Origin of the sequence: Iamia sp., assembly GCF_035575815.1 — a bacterium.
Classification (GTDB): Bacteria; Actinomycetota; Acidimicrobiia; order Acidimicrobiales; family Iamiaceae; genus Iamia.
In genome coordinates, this window is record NZ_DATLXO010000045.1 from 12,991 (window position 1) to 27,188 (window position 14,198).

Genomic DNA, 14,198 nt, shown 5'->3' on the forward strand with positions numbered 1-14,198 from the left:
GACGAACCCCCGAAGGTGTCCCATGCAGGCAGTGACCTGGCACGGCAAGCGCGACGTGCGCGTCGATGAGGTCGACGACCCGACGATCCAGGAGGCCACCGACGCCATCATCCGCGTCACCTCCACCGCCATCTGCGGCTCGGACCTCCACCTCTATGAGCTCTTCGGCCCCTTCATCGACGAGGGGGACATCCTCGGCCACGAGCCCATGGGTGTCGTGGAGGCCGTGGGTTCCGAGGTCACCCACATCGCGCCCGGTGACCGGGTGGTGGTCCCGTTCAACATCTCGTGCGGCCACTGCTTCATGTGCACCGGCGATCTCCAGTCGCAGTGCGAGACGACCCAGGTGCGCGAGCACGGCACCGGCGCCGCGCTCCTCGGCTACACCAAGCTCTACGGCCAGGTGGCCGGCGGCCAGGCCGAGTACCTGCGCGTGCCCCAGGCCCACTACGGGCCGATCAAGGTGCCCGACGGACCGCCCGACGAGCAGTTCCTGTTCCTCTCCGACGTCCTGCCCACCGCCTGGCAGGCCGTGGCCTACGCCGAGGTCCCCGACGGCGGGACGGTCGCCGTGCTCGGACTCGGACCCATCGGCCAGATGAGCGCCCGCATCGCCCGCCACCAGGGGGCCCAGGTCTTCGGCATCGACCTCGTGACCGAGCGCCTGGAGATGGCGGCGCGCCACGGCATCGAGCCCGTGGACATCGGCGACCACGAGGACCTGGCGGCCTTCCTCCGGGACCAGACCAATGGGCGCGGCCCCGACTCGGTGATCGACGCGGTGGGCATGGAGGCCCACGGCTCCGGCGCGGGGAAGGTGGCCCACGCCCTGGTCGGGCTCTTGCCCGACAAGGTCGCGGCACCGATCATGGTGAAGGCCGGGATCGATCGGCTGGCGGCGCTCCACGGCGCCGTCGAGATCGTCCGGCGCGGTGGGACCCTGTCGATCAGCGGCGTCTACGGCGGCGCGCTCGACCCGATGCCGATCCTGCAGATGTTCGACAAGCAGCTCACCGTGAAGATGGGTCAGGCCAACGTGCGGCGATGGGTCGATCAGCTCCTCCCCCTCGTCCTCGACGAGGCCGATCCCCTCGGTGTGGCCGACCTCACCACCCACCGGGTGCCGTTGGCCGAGGCCCCGGGCGCCTATGAGATGTTCCAGAAGAAGCAGGACGGCGCCATCAAGGTGGTGCTGGCGCCATGACCGATCGGTGACCGGAGGTGTGATCACCGGGTCCACTCCCCGAGCGACAACCTGCTGGACGGTCACGACGATCCGGTGGCCGCGCCCGACGAGCGCTGAGGGCCATCGGAAGGTGTCGACCGGCCGGCCCGATCGCCTTCAGGCGTCGGGCGGCGCCGCTCGGGAGTGCCGAACTCGGCGAAGGAGCCACACCGCGGCGCCCACTCCGAGAACGCCGACGCCGGTGAGGACGCTCTCGGCCGGCAGGGTGACGGCCAGCACGGCGCAGCCCACCAGCCCGAGCCCGGCCAGGGGTCGCGGCCATCGCCGCTGTTCGGGTGGGAGGGTCCAGGCCGAGGCGTTGGCGATGGCGTAGTAGGTCAGCACCGCGAACGAGCTGAACCCGATCGCGCCGCGGAGGTCGGCGACGAGCACCAGGGCCGTGACGAGCGCGCCGACGGCCAGCTCGGCGCGGTGCGGCACCCGGTGGACGGGGTGCACGGCGTCGAGCCACCCGGGCAGCTCACGGTCGGCCGCCATCGCGAACGCGGTGCGGCTGACGCCGACGATCAGCGACACGAGCACGCCGAGGGCAGCCACGGTCCCGCCCACGCGCACGGCAGGCGCCAGCGCGCCGAGCGATCCGGACCGCACCGCCTCGGCCAATGGGGCGGGGGCGTTCGCCAGGCGGTCCGGCCCGACGGCCAGCAGGGCGGCGACGGCGACCGTGGCGTACACCACGAGGGTCACGCCCAGGGCGAGGGGGATGGCACGGGGGATGGTGCGGGCCGGGTCGACCACCTCCTCGCCGAGCGTGGCGATCCGGGCGTAGCCGGCGAAGGCGAAGAACAACAGGCCGGCGGACTCGAGGATCCCGGCCGCCCCGCCACCGGTCACCGGTCCGATGCGCGCCACCGCTGCCTCACCGCCGAACAGGGCAGCGACGACGACCACGGCCAGGGTCGCCAGCACGATGACCACGATGACCTGGGTGAGCCGAGCCGTCTTGCGGACGCCGCGGTAGTTCACCGAGGTGAGCACGACGACGGCGGCGACGGCGAGGGGCCGCCGCCACTCGGGCGCCGCGTAGGTGCCGAAGGTGAGCGCCATCGCCGCGCCGCTCGCGGTCTTGCCGACCACGAACCCCCAGCCCGCCAGATAGCCCCAGAAGGGGCCGAGCCGCTCGCGGCCGTAGACGTAGGTGCCGCCGGACTCCGGGTACACCGCCGCCAGCTGGGCGGAGGACGTCGCGTTGCAGTATGCGACCACCGCGGCGACGGCCAGCCCCACCAGCAACCCACCGCCCGCCGCGGCAGCCGCGGGGCCGAGGGCGGCGAACACACCGGCGCCGATCATCGAACCGAGGCCGATCACCACCGCGTCGAAGAGCCCCAGACGCCGAGCCAGGCGGCTCGGCTCGTCTCGCGCGCCGTCGGTCACCGGGTAACGGCCGGGTCAACGAGACCGGAGCTCGACGAAGCCGGCGGCGGAGAAGTCCCCGTCGTAGGCCAACGCCTCACCGATGCGCCGCCGCCGCATCACCGCGAAGCTCGTGGCGTCGACGAAGGAGTACTCGCGATCGTCGCGGCGGCGTAGCCACTCCCACGCATCGTCCTCGGCTGATCCCGGGACGCGTATTCGGGTGACCCGGCGGCTTGCCTCGACGGCCTCGACGGCCCGGAGCGCATCTCCGTGCCCGCGTCGGCGTCGGAGGAAGGTCCAGGTCTCGCCGAGCACGTGGTTGGTGGTCAGCAGCCCACCCGGTCGTTGCGACCACAGCTCACGCGCGTCGTCGTGGTGCGGATCTCGGGCGAAGAACAGCGCCACCCAGAACGACGTGTCGACGAACCTCACGGGCCGTAGACGGTCGCGTCCACGTCGGTGGGATCGTCCGCGAAGGTTCCCACCAGCACGTCGATGGGATCGTCGGCCCCCGTACCGCCGACGTGCTCGGCGACCAGGCGGCGGATGATCGACGCCTTCGACACACCCTCCCGGGCCGCTTCTTGCGCCAGGGCGTCGTCCGAGCGTTCCTCGATGTAGATCTGCAAGCGCTTCACCCTGCGCACCATACATCGTGCTCCGATGTAGACGCCGCTGGTCAGGGCTTGGAGGCCAGGACCTCAGCCGGGTTGATCTCCGGCGGGGAGGCGAGGAGGCGATCCGCGTTCTCCATCAGGGCGGCGGCGATGGGCCCGTCGAGGTGGGCCTGGCGCTCGGCATCACCGGGGAAGGCATCGACGATCCAGAACGTCGAGTCGTCGGTGCGCAACGCCAGCCAGACGGGGGTGCCGGCCTCCTGGTTGGCCAGGTCGACGGCGCCGGCGAGGAAGGCCGCCACCTCGTCCTGGGTGTCGTCCTTGGCCGTGAGCTTCACGACGAGTGCCTTGCTGACCATGGGAGGTCCTCTCCGGTCCGCAGCGGACCGTCGGTTCGGGGGGGATGGTGCAGTCGCCAGGATACGGCCGACCCCACCACCAGCGTGCCGCGAGGCTCAGTCGGGGCCCAGGACCTCGAGGGCGACGACGTGATCGGCGGCGGCCGAAGAGCGCCCGAGGCGCAGCTCGTAGCGGCCGGGATCGACGCGCCAGCCCCGAGGTCGCACCGGCGGGGCCTCGTCGGCGGGCCGGAGCGGCAGCCGGTCGTGGATCGCGGCGCGGCCGTCATCGCCCACGTCCCACCAGGCGAAGGCTCGGTCGCCCAGAGCCAGGTTCACCGTGGTGGTCTCCCCGGGGGCCAGGTGGACCTTGGCCCATGCCTTGAGCTCCTGGGTGGGGCGGGGGACGGGCGTGCGCGCCGGCGGGGCGACGTAGAGCTGCACGACCTCCGAGCCGGTGCGACCGCCGGTGTTGGTCACCGGCACCTGCACGGTGAGCATCGAGCCGGCGGTGAAGGAGCTCGCCGAGAGCGTCGGTTCGCCCAGCGAGAACGAGGTGTAGGACAGGCCGTGTCCGAAGGGGAAGCGCACGGGGAGGTGCCGGGTGTCGTACCAGCGATGGCCGACCAGCACGCCCTCGCCGTAGCGGATGCGGTCGTGGTCACCGGGGAAGTTGCCATAGGAGGGGTTGTGCTCCAAGCGCAGCGGGATGGTGGTGGGCAGACGACCGCCGGGCTCGGTGTCTCCGGTGAGCACCCGGGCCAGGGCCGGGGCCATCTCCTGGCCGCCGAACCAGACCTGCAGGACGGCCGCGGGCTCCTCGACCCAGTCCATGGTCACCGGCGCACCGGCGTTGAGGACCACCACGGTGCGGGGGTTGGCCGCCGCCACCCGGCGGATGAGATCGTCCTGCTCGCCGGGCAGCTCCATCGATCGGCGATCGAAGCCCTCGGACTCCCACTCGTCGTCGGTGCCCACGACCAGCACCGCCACGTCGGCCTCGGCGGCGGCGGCGACGGCGCGCTCGACCGCGTCGTCGGGCAGCAGCGCCCGCACGCCGACCTTCACCGCGTAGATCCCGCCGGAGCCCTGCGTGCCCCCGGAGGAGTACTCGACGACCACCTCGACCGGGCGTCCGGCCTCGAGCGGAAGGGTGCCCGAGACCTCCTTGCTCCCGAAGCCCATGAAGCTGCGCCCGGCAGGAGGCGGCTCGGTCACGCCGTCGATCACCACCTTCCCGTCGACCAGCAGCCGGGACCGACCGGCCTGGGCCAGGGTGAAGAGGTGCGTCCCGCTGCGGGTCGGATCGAGCGTGGCCGTCGCCCGGAAGGTGAACTCGGGCGGGACGTCGCGGGGCGGGCCGAAGCTGAGGAACTGCGTCGCCGACCAGGTCTCGGAGCGCACGACCGCGCCCCCGAGCTCGCTCCCGGCCGAGTAGTCGACGGTGACGGGCGCCGCCAGCACCGGCGCGGCCCGGGTGATGTCCACGCCCTGTTCGTGGACGACCTCCACCTCCGCGCCGAGGTGGGCCACGAGCGCGGCGTAGGGCGTGGTGAGGTGGGTGGGCGCGACGTGCGACGACCCTCCGCCCATGATCACCGCCCGGTTCGCGTTGGGGCCGATGACCGCCACCCGGCGCAGGGAGGAACGGTCGAGGGGCAGGGTGCCGTCGTTGGTCAACAGCACCGTGCCCGCCGCCGCGGCCTCGGCGGCCAGCTCGCGATCGGCGGGCTCGTCGGCCGACCCCGGCACCTCCTCTCCGGTGTCGTCGAGGGCGCCGACCCGCTCGAACACGTTCAGGAGACGGGTGACCATGGCGTCGAGGTGGTCCTCGTCGACCGTCCCGGCGCGGACGGCGTCGGCCAGGGGAGGCCCGTAGGCCCGGCCCGGCCCGGGCATCTCGAGGTCGACCCCCGCCCGGGGCGAGACCTCGGTGGTCGTGACCCCGTACCAGTCGGTGACCACGAAGCCCTCGAAGCCCCACTCGTCGCGGAGGACGTCGCCGAGCAGCACCGCGTCTTCGGTGCACCAGATGCCATTGAGCCGGTTGTAGCCGGTCATCACCCCGAGGGTGCCGCCCTCGGTCACGGCCAGCTCGAAGGGCAGGAGGTAGATCTCGCGCAGGGTGCGCTCGTCGACCTCCGAGCTCATCGAGGTGCGCTCGAACTCGGCGTCGTTGGCCACGAAGTGCTTCACCGTCGTGGCCACGCCCTGGGCCTGCGCGCCGCGGATCACCGCCGCCGCGGCCGTGCCCGAGAGCAGGGGGTCCTCCGAGTAGCACTCGAAGTTCCGCCCTGCGAGCGGCGAGCGGTGGATGTTCACCGTGGGCGCGAGCAGCACCCGGCAGGCCTTGCGGCGGGCCTCGGTGCCGAGCAGGGCGCCGACGCGCTCGACCAGAGGAACGTCCCACGTGGCCCCCAGTGCGGTCCCGCACGGGACGCAGACCGAGCGCAGGCCGCCCTCGCCCCGGGTCACCGGCCCCCGCGCGCCGTTGGGCCCGTCGGTGACCCGCACCCGGGGCAGCCCGACGCGGGGGACGGCCAGGGTGGACCAGAAGTCGACCCCGGCGCTGAGCGCGGCCTTCTCGTCGAGGGTGAGGGCGGCCACCATCTCGGTGACCCGGGGGGACGGGGGGGCTGGGGTCATCGTGGGTTCGGCTCCTGGTCCGGGCGGGACCCGATCATCGCCGACCCGCCCCCCGCACGGGTGCCGCTGATGTGGCCCGACATCGCGAGCTTCGTACGGAGGTGCGCCACGGGGGATCGCTTCGGTACGGAGGTCGCGGATGCTGCCGCTCCGAACCGGCGGCCGGGCGAGCGGCCGGCCCAGAGCGCTTTGGGCATTGACAGCGCACCCCCGGGCGGCCAACGTCACCCACGGGTGGTGGCCGGGGGACCGTGCTCAGTGAGCCACACTCGGAACGGAGGTTCGGTGCAGGGACGGGGGGATGTGAGCGACGCCGCGTGGCGCGACGGTTGGCCGGTGGGGCCACCCGAGCTGTGCCAGCAGATCCTCGTCGATGACCCCTACGGCCGGGTGATGGTCGACGCCGGCGGGACCATCTCCTATGTGAACCCGGCGTTCGCCGCCATGGTGGACCGCCCCCCGGAGGAGATCGTCGGCACGATCGTCGGCCGCTACTTCACCCGGGCGTCGCTGAAGGTCGGGGCCCGCGTCATGCGCCAGCTCCAGACCACGAACGATGGCGACATCCCGTTCGATCTCGACCTGGAGCGGCCCGACGGCTCGCTGGTACCCGTCGAGGTGGGCGGGCACCCGTACTTCGATCACCCCACGCACCCGGGCCTCCACCTCCGGATCCGACCCGCCACCCGGGAGCGCTGGATGGAGCGCTTCTTGACCGAGCTGGTCTCGGGTGCCTCCCTTGATGACTGCCTCGCCCACCTGGCGCGCGCGTCCGACGCGGCGATCCCGGGCGGGGCGAGCGCGATCCTCCACGGCTGGGACGGCACCTCTTTCGGCGCCGTCACCAGCCCGTCGGCGGCCGATGAGCTCTGGGCCGAGGGCCGCCGGGGCTTGGGCCCGGAACCGGTCACCGACGCCGGACCCGAGGTGCTCGAGCGCTCCCCGCTGCCGTGGCGCCGAGCGATGGCCACGGGCAACGGCGAGCACGGCACCGTCGATGCGCTGCCCGCCGATTACCGCGACGCCGCTCGGCGTCAGGGCTACCGCTCCTGCTGGGCGTTCCCCGTCATGGTGCCGCCCGGATCGACCCCGTCGGCGGCGATCGTGGTGTGGCGCGACCAGGGCGCCGAGCCTCTGCTCGGCCACACCCGGGCCGTCACCAAGCTGGGCGACGGGGTGGCCCTGGCCATCGAGCGCGACCACTCGCGCCGCCGCCTGATCTGGGCCGCGACCCACGACCCGTTGACCGACCTGCTGAACCGGGAGGAGCTCATGAGCCGCCTGAGCGCCGCCCTCGACGACGAGGACCTGCCCGTGGCCGTCCTCTACCTCGACCTCGATCGGTTCAAGCCGGTGAACGACGAGTACGGCCACCGCTTCGGCGATGACCTGCTCTCGGGCGTCGGCCGGCGGCTGAGGGGTGCGCTCCGGACCGGGGACGACATCGCCCGCGTCGGCGGTGACGAGTTCGTCGTCGTGTGCCGGGGCGTCGGCGATGTCGACCATGCGGTGCACGTCGCCGACGCTCTGTTGGCCGCCATCCGCCGACCCTTCGAGGTCCACGGAGCCACCATCACCGTAGGTGCGTCGATCGGCTTCGCCCTGGCGCCCCTCCACGGTCACCGCCCGGTCGAGCTGATCGACGCCGCCGACCGGGGCCTCTACGCGGCCAAGCGGTCCGGGCGGGGGTGCGCCCGTGTCGTCCCCCGGCCCCGCCCCGAGCCCTGCGCCGGGTGAGGACCACCGTCGTGGGGCATCGACGCTCAGCAGCCCTCGACGGTTTCCACGCCCTCGGTGTTGTCGAGCAGCCGACGCAGGGTCTCGACCGGGACGATCAGTGACTTCTCGGTGCTGACCTCGACGGCGTACACGACGCCGATCACCCGGTTCTGCTCGTCGACGGCCGGCCCACCCGAGTTGCCGGGGTGGATCTCCACGTCGGAGCGGATGACCTTGGACAGGTTGCCCAGTCGAGGGTCGGCCTTGTAGTCCTCGACCTCACCTTCGGTGACGGTGAGCTCGCCGCCGCCCGGGTAGCCGACGGCCCGCAGCTCGTCGCCGGGCTCGGGGTTGGCCGGGGCCAGCTCCGCGGTCACCCCGTCAGCGGACATCTCGGTGGCCATGTCCTCGGAGAGGCGCACCACGGCCAGATCCGCGAGCAGGCCCTGCGACGCCACGTCGACGGTGAGCGTCTGGCCCTCGGACGTCTCGACCTCGAGCGCGTCAGCCCCCTCGACCACGTGGCGGTTGGTGACGATGGTGCTGTCGTTGATCAGGAACCCGGAGCCGACGCCCAACCCCTCGCAGGTCTGGCTGCGGATGCGCACCGTGTAGGCGCGGGGGTCGACATCGACCGGAGCGTCGAGGATCGACGCGTCGACGGCCTCGGTGTCGGGCGGCGCGACGCAGCCCGCCGCCAGGGCGAGGACGGCGACCGCGGCGACCGCGGCGCCCCCCCGACGCAACCGGGGGGAACGCCGGTCAGAGGCCGAGCTCATCGATCGACTCCTCCAGCGCCGTGGCCGCATCCAGGGCGTCCTCGCAGGTGGTGTTGACCTCGTCGGTGCGCTCCTCGAACGCAGCCAGATCCGGCTCGGGGTCGCCGAAGGCGGCGATGATGTCGTTGGCGAGGTCGGTGGTCTCGCTCTGGCAGTCGCGCATGGCCTCGGTCACCTCCGGGGCCTGGGTGACGATGTCGGCGAGGATGCGGTTCAGGTCGGACTCGCCCGCCTTCTCGGCGGCCAGGTCCCGGAGCCGCTCACGGGCGTCCTCGAGCTCGGTGCCGGTGGTCTCGACCCGGTCGAGGCTGTCGCGCAGCCGGGCGTCGGAGGCCTCGCTCCGGTCCTTCCACCTCTCCGCGCTCGACCGGTTGGCGAAGCCCCAGGCCGTCGTCCCGGCCAGGGCACCGATCACGACGAGCACCACGACGGCGCGACCCACGACGCGCCCGGCGCTCCGTCGGCGGGGGGGCGGAGCGGACGGGGCCGGCGCCCCGTACCCGGGCGGCGGGCCGGCGCCGGCGGGCCCGGCACCGGCGTACGGCGCGCCCCCGGCTGGGGGCGGACCGACGGGGGGTTCCGAGGTGGCGGTGGGCGGGGATGGCGGCGCAGCCGAGGGGTAGGCGGCGCGCGAGGGACCGAGGGGGGGACCCGACGGGCGCCCCGGCCCAGGTTCCTGGTGGTTGGGATCGGTCGCTCCCGGTGGGCCCGGCGGATAGCTCATCGTGGGGTTCCTCGGTTGGATCGACCCCGGTCTCTCCGGGCTTGGCGCAGTCTTGCCCCTCGTCCGCCAGGGCACACCCCAGCCGGGGTACGTGGGTGGGGCCTCCCCCCGGTCCGCGGTGACGCCCTGGTCGCCCCGGTGCCTCCGGTGGGGTCACGGTCCGCCCCGGCATCCCGTAGCCTCCGTAGCGGACCCATCACTGAGAGCGACAGGGAGGACAGTGGCGGCACCCGATCTCCCTCCGCTGCGGCCGGGACCGACCGCGGCGGCGGCCGGCCCGCTGACCGCGTCGCGCCCCGACGGGGTCGCAGGCGATCCGAGCGCCGTGGCCGCCCTCCTCGTCGACGCGGAGGGGATGATCCGCAGCGTCGGTGGGTCGGTGGCCGAGCTGGTGGGCCACGACCCCGATGCGCTGGGGGGCACGGCGCTCACGGAGCTCGTCGCAGCCGGTGACCGGGACGTGCTCGCCGCCGCCATCGCCCGGGTCACCGTTGGTGGGACCGACGGTCGGACACCGCTCCACGTCATCGACAGCATGGGCCTGGAACGTCCGCTGGTCGCCACCGCCTGCCTCCTCCGCGGCGACGGGGACCTCGTGGTCATCACCGTGATGGCCGACCACGCCGGTGCCGGGACGGCCGACGTGCTCGCCGGGCTGGGCTTCCTCCGTGACGACCGCGACGCCACCATGGTGTGCGCCCTCGACGGCACCGTCACCTACGCCAGCGACGCCGTGACCCGCGTGATCGGCATCCGCCCCGAGGATCTGCTCGGCCGTCGGCCCATGGAGCAGCTCACCGATGAGGACCGCGCTCAGGTCATCGAGGCGTTCGATGCAGCCGTGGCCGAGCCGGGCGAGACCCACGCCGTCTCCTTCCGCATCGGGCGGGCCGACGGCGGCTGGCGCCGGGTCCGGGCCGAGCTCACCCACTGCGCGGAGCAGGTCGCGATCGACGGCGTGGTGATCCGCTTCCAGGACGTCACCGAGCGCGTGGAGGCCGACGAGGCGATCCGGGCCAGCGAGCGCCGCTTCCGCAAGCTGGTGCAGAAGAGCTCCGACATCCTCATCGTGGTCGGCCTCGACGGGAGGATCCGCTGGATCAGCCCGGCGGTCACGAGGATCCTCGGCTACTCACCCGAAGCGCTCGTCGGGCTGCCCAGTGAGAGCATGCTGCACCCCCACGACGTGGCGCGGGCCGGGGGGCACAGCCGGGCCGTGCGAGCCGGCGACGCGCACGCGGCGCCGGTCGTGGTGCGGGCCCGTCACGCCGAGGGGGGGTGGCGCCACCTCAGCCTCTCGGGCGCTGACCTGAGCGACGACAACGACGTGAGCGGGCTGCTCTTCAACGCCCACGACGTCAGCGCCGAGGTCGAGGCCGAGCGGGGTCGCGAACGGCTGTCGCTCGTGCTCGAGGCGTCGACCGACCTGGTGGGGATGACCGTGCGCGGCAACGACCTCATCCGGTTCAACCGGGCCGGGCGCGACGTGCTGGGTCTCGAGGGCACCGAGCTCACGTCGGTCGACACCCTCGTGGCGCGCACCCCGCCGTGGGTGCGGCACCGCTTCACGTCCGAGGTGCTGCCCACACTGGAGACCTCAGGGCTCTGGGAGGGCGAGCTGGCGGTCCACGACATCGACGGCGACCTCTGCCCGCTCTCGGTCGTGATGATCGCCCTGCGCGAGCCCGACGGGGCCATCGAGACCCTTGCCGTCGTCGCCCGCGACATCAGCGACCGCAAGGCGTTCGAGGACCAGCTGGAGCACCAGGCCACCCACGACCCGCTCACCGGCCTGCCCAACCGCACGCTGCTGCTCGACCGCCTCCGCGTGGCCGTGGGCCGCGCCGGGCGCCAGTCGACGGTCACCGCCGTGCTCTTCCTCGACCTCGACAACTTCAAGCTGATCAACGACAGCCTGGGGCACTCGGCGGGCGACGTGCTGCTGGTCCAGGTGGCCCAGCGCATCGAGAGCGCGGTGCGCCCCGGTGACACCGTGGCCCGCTTCGGCGGCGACGAGTTCGCAGTGCTCTGCGAGGACCTCGACGACCGCGTCGAGGCCCTGACCATCGCGGCGCGCATCGAGGAGGCGGTCGGCGGCGCGCTCTCCATCGAGGGCACCGAGGTGATGGTCACCGTCTCGATCGGCGTGGCCAGCTCCGACGGCGACCAGGAGGCCGAGTCACTCGTCCGGGACTCCGATGCGGCGATGTACCAGGCCAAGGCCCGGGGCCGGTCGCGCACCGAGGTCTTCGACTCCGACATGCACGTGCAGGCCATCGACCGCCTGGAGCTGGAGACGGCCCTGCGCCGGTCGCTCGATCGCCACGAGCTGCGCGTCGCGTACCAGCCGCAGGTCGACCTGCGCACCGGGCGCATCAACGGCGTGGAGGCGCTGCTGCGCTGGGATCACCCCGAGCGCGGCATCATGCTGCCGGGCGAGTTCCTCCACTTCGCGGAGGAGACCGGGCTCATCGTGCCCATCGGCAACTGGATCACCGCCGCCGCCTGCCGGGCCCTCACCCGCCTCCACGACCTCGTCCCCGACGCCGGGGACCTGGTCATGAGCGTCAACCTCTCGGCCCGCCAGCTGGCGTCGCCCCGCCTGCTCGACGACGTGGCCGCCATCGTGGTCGACGCGGGGCTGACCCCCCGGGCGCTGATGCTCGAGATCACCGAGACCGACCTCATGGACGTCGATGCCTCGGGCGAGGCCCTGACCCGCCTCCACGAGCTGGGCGTGGGCATCGCCGTCGATGACTTCGGCACCGGGTGGTCGTCGCTGCGCTACCTGCGCCACTTCCCCGTCGACGTGTTGAAGGTCGACCGTTCCTTCGTGCACGGGCTCGGGCGCGACGCCGAGGACGAGGCCATCGTCGCCGCCGTCATCGACCTGGCCCACGCCCTGGGGCTGGAATCGGTCGCCGAGGGCGTGGAGCACCAGGTCCACCTCGACCGTCTCCGTGCGCTCGGCTGCGACTCGGCCCAGGGCTGGCTCCTCGGCATGCCGATGGCCGAAGCCGACCTGATCGAGGTGCTGGGCCGCCAGAGCTGAGAGGCCGCCGCGTCAACCGGCGAAGGCCGCCACCGCGCTGGTGATGGTGGTGCCCGCCGCCACCAGGGCCACCATCAGGGTGGTCTGGGCCCGGAAGCGGTCGGCCATGCGGGCATCGAGCGCCGAGATCCGGGCGTCGAGCGCCGAGATCCGGGCGTCGAGGAGGGAGATCCGGGCATCGAGCGCCGAGACCTTGTCGGTGACCTCGACCCGAAGCTCGGCGATCTCGACCCGCAGCCGGGCCTGGTCGACCCGCAGGTCGGACAGGCCGACCTCCAGGTGCTCCCGGCGGAGGGGTTCGTCGACGTCTCGGCTCGGGAACTGGGCCAGCAAGGCTTCGGCCTCCTCTTCTCCGATGACCTCGTGGAGCCCCTCGTAGATCGAGCTCCGCATCCTCTGCGACAACGCCATGGTGTCCTCCGTCGTCGGTGCTCTGTGTGACGGGGGAAGCGTCGCGGCCAGCGTACCCCGGGGCCCCGGACCGGCGGAAGGGTCAGGGGATGGGAACGCCGTAGGCGGCGAGGGCGTCGTCGAGGGTCGAGTCGGCCACGCCGGTGGCGCCGACGACCGCCGCCAGCCACGGCGGGCGGACCACGGACGCCACCGTGACGGGCGTGTCGAGCCCCGAGAGCTGCACGGCCTGGTGCACGAACGTGAGGGCGTAGTCCGGAGGGCGCACGTCGCGGGTCAGCTCGATCATCGCGAAGGGGTCGGGCGGCCCGGGTGGGAGGCGGGCGCCGGCAACCATCATGGGCGACCCCGGCGCCGGTCCTCCGCCGGCCAGGCCCGGCCCGTCGAGCAGGATCGCGCCGCGCACCGAGGTGGCCCGGGCGCCGGCGGCGAGCAGGGCCAGGTACGCCCCGAGGCCCCGGCCGACCAGCGTGGCCGGGCCGAGGTGGGCCAGCGCGGCGTCGACGTCGGCCAGCAGGATCTCCGCCGTGTAGCCCCCGCCCACCGACAGGCTCGACGCGCCGTGGCCGGTCAGGTCGAGGCCCCACAACGGGCCGGGCCAGGCATCGAGCCAGGCCGGCGGCTCATCGGGGGTGCGCTCGCCCAGGCCGTGCAGGGCGAGCAGCGGGTGCACCGCCGGGTCCGAGCCGGCGTGCAGCGGGTGCAGGGCGAGGCGCACCCGGTTGTGGAGCAGGGTCACGGTCCCGCGCGCGGGCATGCTCATCGGTGCACCACGACCCTGCAGATCACATTCATTCGGGTCCCCAGCGACCGGCACCGATGAGCACTGACGGCTCCGCGAGCTCCGCCGACAGAGAGCCCGTGTCGCTTGGTTCGCTCGCTGCGCTCGCTCACGCCAGGAAGTCCAGGACGAGCTCCGCGACCAACGCGGGCTGCTCGACGTGCATGAAGTGCCCGACGCCATCAAGACCGACGTAGCGACCCTGCGGGGGCAGGTGGGAGGTGACGTCCTCGGGCAGGGTGCCCCACCCCATCAGCTCGAGCTCGAGGCCCAGCACGCACAACACCGGCATGCCCAGGCTGGGGAGGCGCCACATCGACCACTCCGGCCGCCACGGGCCGAAGCCGCCCATGCGCATCGAGGGGTCGATCTTCCAGCGCCAGCCGTCCTCGGCGCGACCGGCGCCGATGGGCACGACGTAGCGCAGCCAGCTCGGGTCGAGGCGGGGGTTCATGCGGCCCCGTCGCGCGGCCAGCTCGTCGATCGTCCCGGGCCGGCGGGCCGCGTCCCCGGCCGTGCCGCGGTG

12 protein-coding genes and 1 pseudogene are annotated in these 14,198 nt (G+C 73.2%); 3 read left to right on the top strand and 10 right to left on the bottom strand.

Annotated elements, in window-relative coordinates:
* Window positions 1–22 precede the first annotated feature (22 nt).
* Window positions 23–1,204 (top strand): zinc-dependent alcohol dehydrogenase, encoded by a 1,182-nt coding sequence (locus VNL12_RS04360; RefSeq protein ID WP_325591861.1) that lies wholly within the window; start codon window positions 23–25, stop codon window positions 1,202–1,204.
* A 138-nt stretch (window positions 1,205–1,342) separates the two neighbouring features.
* On the opposite strand, the gene VNL12_RS04365 is transcribed toward VNL12_RS04360, so the two are convergent.
* From VNL12_RS04365 to VNL12_RS04385, 5 genes are all read right to left on the bottom strand, one after another.
* Window positions 1,343–2,623 carry an APC family permease gene (locus VNL12_RS04365; protein WP_325591864.1) on the bottom strand — a complete coding sequence of 427 codons (1,281 nt, stop codon included), beginning with the start codon at window positions 2,621–2,623 and terminating at the stop codon, window positions 1,343–1,345.
* Between the two features lie 15 nt (window positions 2,624–2,638).
* Window positions 2,639–3,037 carry a type II toxin-antitoxin system VapC family toxin gene (locus tag VNL12_RS04370; protein WP_325591866.1) on the bottom strand — a complete coding sequence of 133 codons (399 nt, stop codon included), beginning with the start codon at window positions 3,035–3,037 and terminating at the stop codon, window positions 2,639–2,641.
* Entirely contained in the window at window positions 3,034–3,243 is a 210-nt protein-coding gene (locus VNL12_RS04375; protein WP_325591868.1) for a CopG family transcriptional regulator, read from the bottom strand. The genes VNL12_RS04370 and VNL12_RS04375 overlap by 4 nt, the downstream gene beginning before the upstream one ends.
* Before the next feature lie 41 nt (window positions 3,244–3,284).
* A complete protein-coding gene (locus VNL12_RS04380; RefSeq protein WP_325591870.1) occupies window positions 3,285–3,581 on the bottom strand; it encodes an antibiotic biosynthesis monooxygenase in 297 nt (98 codons plus the stop codon).
* Window positions 3,582–3,677: 96 nt separating this feature from the next.
* Complete coding sequence (locus tag VNL12_RS04385) at window positions 3,678–6,206, bottom strand: beta-glucosidase (RefSeq protein WP_325591872.1); 2,529 nt, start codon at window positions 6,204–6,206, stop codon at window positions 3,678–3,680.
* Between the two features lie 303 nt (window positions 6,207–6,509).
* On the opposite strand from VNL12_RS04385, the gene VNL12_RS04390 reads away from it, so the two are divergent.
* Window positions 6,510–7,943, top strand: coding sequence for a GGDEF domain-containing protein (locus VNL12_RS04390; RefSeq protein WP_325591874.1), 1,434 nt, complete (start codon window positions 6,510–6,512; stop codon window positions 7,941–7,943).
* Between the two features lie 26 nt (window positions 7,944–7,969).
* Here VNL12_RS04390 and VNL12_RS04395 read toward each other — a convergent pair whose 3' ends face one another.
* Both VNL12_RS04395 and VNL12_RS04400 read right to left on the bottom strand, forming a co-directional pair.
* Window positions 7,970–8,704: a serine protease gene (locus VNL12_RS04395; protein WP_325591877.1), complete on the bottom strand. Its 735-nt coding sequence runs from the start codon at window positions 8,702–8,704 to the stop codon at window positions 7,970–7,972.
* Window positions 8,688–9,146, bottom strand: a complete 459-nt coding sequence (locus VNL12_RS04400) for a hypothetical protein (RefSeq protein ID WP_325591879.1) — start codon at window positions 9,144–9,146, stop codon at window positions 8,688–8,690. Before VNL12_RS04400 ends, VNL12_RS04395 begins: the two co-directional genes overlap by 17 nt.
* A 607-nt stretch (window positions 9,147–9,753) precedes the next feature.
* Between VNL12_RS04400 and VNL12_RS04405 the strand changes: the two genes are divergently transcribed.
* The gene (locus VNL12_RS04405; protein WP_325591881.1) at window positions 9,754–12,480 is read left to right on the top strand and encodes a sensor domain-containing protein; all 2,727 of its coding nucleotides are present in this window, start codon (window positions 9,754–9,756) and stop codon (window positions 12,478–12,480) included.
* A gap of 12 nt (window positions 12,481–12,492) precedes the next feature.
* On the opposite strand, the gene VNL12_RS04410 is transcribed toward VNL12_RS04405, so the two are convergent.
* The 3 genes and pseudogenes from VNL12_RS04410 to VNL12_RS04420 form a co-directional block, all read right to left on the bottom strand.
* Entirely contained in the window at window positions 12,493–12,891 is a 399-nt protein-coding gene (locus VNL12_RS04410) for a hypothetical protein (RefSeq protein WP_325591882.1), read from the bottom strand.
* An 82-nt stretch (window positions 12,892–12,973) separates the two neighbouring features.
* Window positions 12,974–13,654, bottom strand: a complete 681-nt coding sequence (locus VNL12_RS04415; protein WP_325591884.1) for a hypothetical protein — start codon at window positions 13,652–13,654, stop codon at window positions 12,974–12,976.
* A gap of 127 nt (window positions 13,655–13,781) precedes the next feature.
* A pseudogene (locus VNL12_RS04420) lies at window positions 13,782–14,198 on the bottom strand (alpha/beta hydrolase); the annotation flags it as partial.

What these genes read in the sequence shown, in the direction of transcription:
- VNL12_RS04360 (WP_325591861.1), top strand. Translation starts at nt 23, where the DNA reads ATGCAGGCAGTGACCTGGCACGGCAAGCGCGACGTGCGCGTCGATGAG.
- VNL12_RS04380 (WP_325591870.1), bottom strand. Translation starts at nt 3,581, where the DNA reads ATGGTCAGCAAGGCACTCGTCGTGAAGCTCACGGCCAAGGACGACACC.
- VNL12_RS04385 (WP_325591872.1), bottom strand. Translation starts at nt 6,206, where the DNA reads ATGACCCCAGCCCCCCCGTCCCCCCGGGTCACCGAGATGGTGGCCGCC.
- VNL12_RS04395 (WP_325591877.1), bottom strand. Translation starts at nt 8,704, where the DNA reads ATGAGCTCGGCCTCTGACCGGCGTTCCCCCCGGTTGCGTCGGGGGGGC.
- VNL12_RS04410 (WP_325591882.1), bottom strand. Translation starts at nt 12,891, where the DNA reads ATGGCGTTGTCGCAGAGGATGCGGAGCTCGATCTACGAGGGGCTCCAC.
- VNL12_RS04415 (WP_325591884.1), bottom strand. Translation starts at nt 13,654, where the DNA reads ATGAGCATGCCCGCGCGCGGGACCGTGACCCTGCTCCACAACCGGGTG.